The 7,264-nt window shown below is 43.2% G+C and carries 10 protein-coding genes and 1 pseudogene; 5 read left to right on the forward strand and 6 right to left on the reverse strand.

Translation table 11 applies throughout. The annotated features are described in order from the left end of the window. Positions 1-139 precede the first annotated feature (139 nt). Both F752_RS0119825 and F752_RS0119830 read left to right on the forward strand, forming a co-directional pair. On the forward strand, positions 140-367 hold the full coding sequence (locus F752_RS0119825) for a hypothetical protein (protein ID WP_017733491.1): 228 nt from the start codon (positions 140-142) through the stop codon (positions 365-367). After that, positions 357-653, forward strand: coding sequence for a type II toxin-antitoxin system RelE/ParE family toxin (locus tag F752_RS0119830; protein ID WP_017733492.1), 297 nt, complete (start codon positions 357-359; stop codon positions 651-653). The genes F752_RS0119825 and F752_RS0119830 overlap by 11 nt, the downstream gene beginning before the upstream one ends. A gap of 214 nt (positions 654-867) precedes the next feature. Here the strand turns inward: F752_RS0119830 and F752_RS25585 are convergent, their stop codons facing one another. Both F752_RS25585 and F752_RS25590 read right to left on the reverse strand, forming a co-directional pair. Beyond that, the gene (locus tag F752_RS25585) at positions 868-1,800 is read right to left on the reverse strand and encodes a transposase (RefSeq protein ID WP_051049926.1); all 933 of its coding nucleotides are present in this window, start codon (positions 1,798-1,800) and stop codon (positions 868-870) included. A 72-nt stretch (positions 1,801-1,872) separates the two neighbouring features. Then, on the reverse strand, positions 1,873-2,451 hold the full coding sequence (locus tag F752_RS25590) for a transposase (RefSeq protein WP_051049927.1): 579 nt from the start codon (positions 2,449-2,451) through the stop codon (positions 1,873-1,875). Between the two features lie 171 nt (positions 2,452-2,622). On the opposite strand from F752_RS25590, the gene F752_RS0119840 reads away from it, so the two are divergent. Next, positions 2,623-2,889, forward strand: a complete 267-nt coding sequence (locus tag F752_RS0119840; RefSeq protein WP_026135863.1) for a DUF4160 domain-containing protein — start codon at positions 2,623-2,625, stop codon at positions 2,887-2,889. A gap of 9 nt (positions 2,890-2,898) precedes the next feature. Then, positions 2,899-3,138 (forward strand): DUF2442 domain-containing protein, encoded by a 240-nt coding sequence (locus F752_RS0119845; RefSeq protein WP_017733494.1) that lies wholly within the window; start codon positions 2,899-2,901, stop codon positions 3,136-3,138. Positions 3,139-4,087: 949 nt separating this feature from the next. On the opposite strand, the gene F752_RS24685 is transcribed toward F752_RS0119845, so the two are convergent. From F752_RS24685 to F752_RS24690, 3 genes are read right to left on the reverse strand one after another with little or no spacing between them, the layout of a single operon-like run. Then, positions 4,088-5,290, reverse strand: coding sequence for an IS91 family transposase (locus F752_RS24685; RefSeq protein ID WP_160164146.1), 1,203 nt, complete (start codon positions 5,288-5,290; stop codon positions 4,088-4,090). Beyond that, positions 5,280-5,405: a tyrosine-type recombinase/integrase gene (locus F752_RS26860; RefSeq protein WP_017733497.1), complete on the reverse strand. Its 126-nt coding sequence runs from the start codon at positions 5,403-5,405 to the stop codon at positions 5,280-5,282. The genes F752_RS24685 and F752_RS26860 overlap by 11 nt, the downstream gene beginning before the upstream one ends. A gap of 7 nt (positions 5,406-5,412) precedes the next feature. Continuing rightward, entirely contained in the window at positions 5,413-6,213 is an 801-nt protein-coding gene (locus F752_RS24690) for a tyrosine-type recombinase/integrase (protein ID WP_026135864.1), read from the reverse strand. Between the two features lie 227 nt (positions 6,214-6,440). Here F752_RS24690 and F752_RS0119870 point away from each other — a divergent pair, with 227 nt between their 5' ends. Then, positions 6,441-6,815, forward strand: coding sequence for a hypothetical protein (locus F752_RS0119870; RefSeq protein ID WP_017733498.1), 375 nt, complete (start codon positions 6,441-6,443; stop codon positions 6,813-6,815). Positions 6,816-6,916: 101 nt separating this feature from the next. Here the strand turns inward: F752_RS0119870 and F752_RS27055 are convergent. Next, a pseudogene (locus F752_RS27055) lies at positions 6,917-7,264 on the reverse strand (transposase); the annotation flags it as partial.

Raw genomic sequence — 7,264 nt, forward strand, 5'->3', positions numbered from 1 at the left:
ATGCTTTTTCTGCACTTTTAAATTCACACAAAGAGGGCAGTTCTCGCACAGACTGCCGTTGGGCGGCATGCACAAAAAATAGAACCTTAATTTGACTGAAATTCGTTTTAGGATTAGTAACTTAAGAAAAACTAAGGATATGGGACTTGAAGCAATAAAACTGGAATTAATCGCCTGGTTAACCAAACTGGAGGACCAGGATACGATTGAATATCTTAAGGTAGTAAAAGATAGTAAGGATGCTAAAACTGATTGGTGGGATGATTTGACTGATGAACAAAGAAAAGGGATTGAACGAGGGCTACAAGATATTGATGCCGGAAGGGTGACTTCTCATGAGGACATAAGACGGAAGTATGGAATCTAACTTCAAAATCTTGTGGTCTGATGAGGCTATAAGAAACTTAGAAGATATCCTAGACTACCTGACATCAAGATGGACGGAAAGAGAAATCTCCAATTTCAAAGCTCAGCTTTCAAAGCAGTTAGATTTTATAACCCAATTCCCCTACATGTTTCCTTCATCGGAGCAAAATGAAAGACTGCGGAAAGCTGTAATGAGTAAGCAGACCATTATTTTTTATGAGGTAAAAGAAAGAGTGATAAATATCGCTTACTTGTTTAATACTCGGCAAGACCCCAATCAGCTTTAAAAAATAAACACGACCGCCCAACCCTAAAAAATAACAACGGCTGGTTAGCTGGAGTAGCAAAGTTCAAGGCCATTTGCTACCTTAATTTATGCATATAGTGAGCTGGCGATTTACTTCAGCCGCTGTTATTTTTATTACCGTCAGAGCGTGCGAAAACTCTGGTTCCAGGAATAACAAGCATTCGCCTGTCCCAGGAATCATTTTCAGGCCTCTCCTAAGCAGCCATTTTTTGCAGCTGATTTTCCCTGCCCTCAAAACAGACTTCAGCAGAAGGGCTTAATTTATCCCTGATTCTGTCTGAAAAAGAGGCAAAACAGCGATTTCTCCAGCCTTTTAGTAGCTCCAGCAGCTTTGGCACGGAAAGTATGGACACAGCTCTTCTGAGGTTGTAGACTGTGAAGATGATTCCCATCTCCCCATCTACTTTTTCCAGTCCTTTGAGTAGTGTAAAAGTATAGCCCCAGCCACGCTTGATGGTGCCGAAAGGATGCTCTACAATGGCCTGTCTTTTGCGGTAGACTTCCTGCTGCTTAATCACTCTCTGATTGTTCCTTCCTACTGGCTCTGTATATTCATTTCGTTCCACAAGGCGTCCATACTTATTGTTGGTGCATAAAGACTTAGCCTCACATTGCATGCAGGCTTTGGTCTTATAATGCTTTACCGTGTAGGGCGTAGGATTCTTTCTTATCTCGCAGACGGTGCTCTTTTTGTAGACACTCCCATTGGTTCTTAGTACCTTGCCTCGTGGGCAGGTATACTCATCTTTCTCTTTGTCATAGCTAAACTTATCGATGAGGTACTCTGCTGTAGGAACTGCACTCTGCCTGCGAGGCTCTTTGAAGGCTACAATGGTAATGATACCCTGCTCTTCACATTGACTTAGCTGTTGGCCATTAAAGTAGCCTTTATCAGCTAAAACGGTAATACTTGCTTTTCCCAGCACCTGCTTTGCTGCCAGAGCTACAGGGAATAAAGCTTTGAAGTCATTCTTATTAGTAGCCTGGTAATGGAGGATGAGATTATGCCTGCTGTCTACGGCTGTTTGGGTATTGTAGCTTACCTCCACGATATTGCGGTGCAGGATTAAGGCTCTACTTTCTGCATCAGTAACGGTCCGCCGCTGCGGTGGATACCTGCCCGTCATCACTGGCTTTCACTGCCTCTCTAAGGGCTTCATATTTCAGCTTCCGTGTTGCCAATTGCTCCAGTGCCTGGTCTACTTTTTTTTTAACATGCCCGATGCGCCATCGGCTTTATCCTCTTCTTCCAGAATCTGGAGGTATTCACTGGTTTTAGCTTCGATGTAAGCCAGATGGCGGTCTATCTTTTTTTGATTGTAGTTGTTCTTCTTGGAATTCACTGCCCGGAACTTGGAGCTGTCAATAGCTACATAATCCCCTCCCAGCAGGTCTACTCCCTTCAGGAAAGAGACAAAGGCTTTAAATACTTCCCGAAGGGCTTTGGGATGCTCTTTTCTGAAATCAGCAATGGTATGATAGGCAGGGGTAAGTCCTTCAATCAGCCAGTGCAGTTCGATGTTGCGCACACATTCTGCTGAAAGCTTTCTTGAGGAGCGGATGCGGTTATAGTAGCCGTAGAGGTAGAGCTTTAAAAGGTGCTTAGGGTGATAGGAAGGTCGTCCCGTAGCGGCAGGTTGTACCTTGAAGCCCATCTTCTCTAAAGGCAGTACCTCCACAAAAGCATCAATTACCCTTACCGGATTATCTGCTGCTATCCGCTCTTCAAGTGTGGAGGTATAGGCTTGAAAGCGGTCTTGCCCAATGATGTGTTCCATTAATGAAAATACAACTTTTCATTGGTTTATTGAAGCTTTATCGCCACTTTTAAATTCAACCATACCACGACAGTTCCCGCACAATCTGCCGTTGCCCACAATTTCCGAAGACATATTCTTGAAAGAACAAAATTCACTGAAGATTTGTATCTTTAATGAAAAAGAAATGATATGCCGACAATATCAATGTTTTTCGGAATTATTATTCGAATGTACTATGGACCAAAGGAACATAATCCACCGCACATTCACGCATATTATCAGGATTCGACAGTTACGATTAGGATTGAGGATTGTGAGGTAATGCAAGGTAAGATTCCATCAAAACAATTGAGATTAATTCAGGCGTGGATGGAAATTCATCGAGAAGAATTATTAGCAGATTGGACTTTATGCCAGAATGGAGAAAAGCCATTTCAGATTGACCCATTAAAATAGATAAAAAAGATGTATTTAGCTGTTAAAGAAGTAAAACCTCAGGCTGACTATCTTTTATTGCTGACTTTTGAAAATGGAGAAAAAAGGCAATTTGATGTGAAGCCGTACCTTCATTTAGGAGTATTTCAGGAGCTAAAAGATGAGCGCCTTTTCAAAACTGTAAGAAAAAGTTTTGATACCATTGAGTGGGCTAATGAAGCAGACTTTGACCCAGAATTCTTGTATGAAAAGAGCCAAAAAGTGGAATAAAAGTTAAACTGTGGGCAACAATGCAAACAGGTTATTGGGCATAAGCTGGAAATTCAGGCATCAAGCCATTGACAAACAAAACAGCAACCGGAAACTGATGTGCCATCAAATGCCCAACACCCAGTTTGCGGAACGTTGTAAGTCATTATGAATTTCAATCCCGAAGGATATAAAAAGGTAAGATGGATGATTCTGATGATAATCGGATTCTTCTGGTTTTTTGCCTTCACACTTATATATGATGCATTCAAAACACGAGAGGATTTCAAAGTAACAAGTGGGACGGTAAAAGAGGAAGGGAATACAACCATAAGTGGAAACCGTAGAAATATTACCAGTCATGTTTATTATTTCAGACTTTCAAACCATAAGCAACCATTAGGGGTATCGGTAAATAACCAGGGGACGCAATTCTTGATAAAGATTTCAAAGGTGTTCAAATTGGAGATAATATCCAGGTAACTTATGAAGAAAATTGGGCTACTCAAGAAGAACCAATAAATCAATTAGTATATGAAATTGTCCGAGATGGAGAAGTGCTTTATGATAATATTTCAAATACTTACTGGAGTGGAAGGATGAAAGTGGGATTAATATGCTTTTTTTTGGGTGGGATAGTACTATGGTTGTTGATTGCTGGGGATAAAAAATATAAACGACTTACAACAATTAGGACTCAAAATCCAGTGGGCCCAGGGGGCTCCCACTGATTTTTCCTGAGGGTTGCACTAAACTGCTTGTGCCTTAGCCGTAGAAGGTCTTTTTGCTGTGTAATTTCAATCTTTCGGGGCTGGGTCTTTGGAGAAAGAAGAAGGAGGTTTTCTTTGATTGGGGTGCTACTACAGGCCGATTTCTTTGGTTTTTATAGATGGTTTTCTCTCTCATGCCGGTGTTAATTTCAAGTATAGGCATAGCACTGCCAGGCCTCCTTCTTTAGGAAGCTTTTTTCTTAATCCATACTGCTACTCTTTAGCTTTACTGCTGATAATTTTCCGGGAGAACCTCTTACCGGAGGCAGCAACTTTAGCACGACCATATCGCCTTCCCGGCAGCTTTTACAGCGGTAGATATTTTCCCCTGTAGTTTCCAGCATCACTTCAGAGAGATTCTTTTTCTCTTTCTTTTCCTTTTGAGGCTGTCCCAGTGCTTTACGGACACGGGCAAGCTTTTCCTGTTTTACCCTGGTGCTGAACAGACCGTAATGCCTTATTTTGACAAAGCTCCTTGGCAGGATGTGCTGCTTAAAGCGGCAAAGAAACTCCTTTACCTCCAGTTGCATCACTTTCTTTACATCTCCTGCTTTTCTGTCGCGGTAGCTGAAAACTACCTTACCATCTGCTTCCTTTATCAGCCGGTAATTACTAATGGCTATCTTATGGGTGTACCTGCCCAGGTATTCCAGCACAGATTCTTTACCCTTAAATCCTGGTTTGCTGTTGACTACCCACTTCTTTGCTTTTAGTCTGCGAAGGAAGCTATAGAAGTTAGTGGCTGTAATACCAAAAGGTAAATGCAGCTCCTTTTGATTCTTCTTAAGCTGCTCACAGAACCTGTTTTTAAAAACAGTGCTGAGAGCTTTCACTGAAAACAGGAAGCCACCATCTTTGCTCTTCCATTTCCCTGCTGCTGTAAGTCCTCCGGCAGGGACAATGCAATGCAGGTGCGGATGGTATTCCAGTTTCTGGGTCCAGGTATGTAGTATGCTAATCACCCCGATTTCTGCCTGTAATCTGCTTCTTTTATCTTTTGAAAAAGACAAAAGGGTGCTCCACATGCTTTGAAAAAGCATGTTATACAGCAACCTCTCGTTGAGCTTAAAAAGAGCCCTCAGCTCTGCGGGCACTGTAAAGGTAATATGGTGGTGAGGCACATCAAAAAGGTCATACTCCCGCTCCAGGAGCCACCTCTCTCTGTTTGCTCCCTGGCAGGCAGGGCAATGTCTGTTGCCACAGCTGTTGTAATGCACCTTTAGCTCTCCGCAGCTGTCGCAGGCTTCTGTATGTCCTCCAAGAGCAGCGGTTCTGCATGCCTGAAGCGCCTTTAATATCCTGTGCTCATAGCTGTTAACCAGCCCCTGGGCATACAGCTCATCCAGGTGCTCTTTAAGAAGGTGCTGTATGGTGAGGCCTGGCTTTTGCAACTTACTCTTCAAGCCTGTCAAGGGGGCTAAAGGAGCCTTGCAGTGGCACATCGCTCACGTGCAGGTAAATCATGGTGGACTGGATGCTGGAGTGGCCCAGCAACTGCTGAAGACTGCGGATATTCATACCATCCTCAAGGGCATGGGAAGCAAATCGGACCGCCGATGCGGCAGTGGCGGAGCGTATGCAGGCTAACTTCTTTTTTGATACCACTTCTTTTCAGACATCCCTCCATGATATAGGGAAGCAGTTCCCTGCTCATAGGCTGCCCCTTCTTCTGACCATTGAAGAGGGATTCCTTCGGACGACAGGCTTTGAAGTAGGCTCTCAGTTCAGTCAGTACCTTCTGGCTGAGCACCGTATAGCGGTCTTTGCAGCCTTTGCTTTTGTTGATACGCAGGCGGCACTTTCCATCATCGGTTTCTACATCTTTGATGCGCAGGTTTATAAGCTCACTTCGCCGCAGGCCGCTGCCATAGATGAGTCGCAGGATAACACGGTGCTTGGGATTGGGGGCTGCATCGAAAAGCCGGAGCAGTTCTTTCCTGCTCAGGATGAGGGGAAGCGACTTTTCTTCCTTAGGATAAGGAATGGAGGAGGCTAGTTTTTCGTCGCCTGCCATCTCCCGGTAGAAGTACTTCAGGCCCGCTGCATCAAGCTTTATCTTTGCCCAGCTTAAGCCTTTTTCCTTCAGAAAGTGCAGGTAATCCAGAATCTCATCTGTCTCCAATCCATTTGGCAAACAACCATGGAAGAGGCTGATATCACGCAAGGCCCTGCGGTAGGTCTGCACCGTGCTGGAACTCGAATAACTGACTGTGATGCGTTTTGTGAAGCTGGCGAGCAGAGGCGATAGACCTGCTACCTTTGAAATGTTGGCTTCCTTAAAGGCCAGCATGTGCTGGCCATGCATGGTGTTTTCTCTTGATTTCATAACAAATATATTTTTGGTTATGAAATCTTTATACTTATTTTTAGCTGAATCTCTACCGCTGTAAGCGGTTTAGTTCAACAACAAAACAAACAGGTTATTGGGCGTACACTGGTAGTTCAGGCACCACAGCCATCAAAGAAACCACTAGCAACTGGAAACTTTATAGCCACTAAATGCCCATCACCCTGTTTGCGGACCGTTATGGGCAATAAAGTCCAACCTAATTAATGATTAAAGGATTAAAAGTAGTTTATTTCCACATCTATAACTCCTACTACAAGGACGGGAATTACAGTAATGATATTCCACACTTAACCGCATTTGGGATAGTTGGATGTTCACTTGGATTTATGCTGACCACTCTTGCAGCTTCTGTAGTTAAATTTTTGGATGGAGAAAAGCTAGCAACGACAGGGATATACCCAATAATGATTGTGGGGTTGACCATTACTTTCTTCATGTTTATGTATAAATCGAAATACAGGAAGGTTTATTATGATATAAAAGGGTCAGCTTATGACAGGTTGCCGTTCAAAATAGCTGCTTGGATTACTGTTTTAGCTGGATTTATATCTTTTATGATATGTGCTTTTATACTTTAATCAACAAAATGGATAGCAGGTGTGTAGGACAATGAAAAACGATACTGCCCATAACCCCAGTAGCTGTTGCACAACCTGATTGCTTCTAAGCTCAGTTTTTCTTATTTCATCACTCTCTTGTTTATTTTCCTGCTTCTTTTGCCCAAAAGAAAAATCACAGTACAAAAGCAGCGATTAAATGGCTTAGGCAGAGCCAGAGCAGCTGTTTTCCTTCTGTTCTGGGAGAAGTTAAGCCACTTTTTCAGGTTATAGGCACAGGCGCTCATCAGCATTACTTTTTCAGCCTGTATGATACCCCTGGTGTTAATTCTCTTCAGGGCCATGAAGTTGATTAAGGTGCCGAAGACAGGCTCTACCGTGCTGTGCCTGAGCTTCTTCTGCCCCTTGAGGAATTTACCCGCTCAATGGCCCGTGTATATTCATCCATAAAGTAGGTAATGTCGATTCTT

Origin of the sequence: Nafulsella turpanensis ZLM-10 (genome assembly GCF_000346615.1) — a bacterium.
In the GTDB taxonomy this organism is placed as follows: domain Bacteria; phylum Bacteroidota; class Bacteroidia; order Cytophagales; family Cyclobacteriaceae; genus Nafulsella; species Nafulsella turpanensis.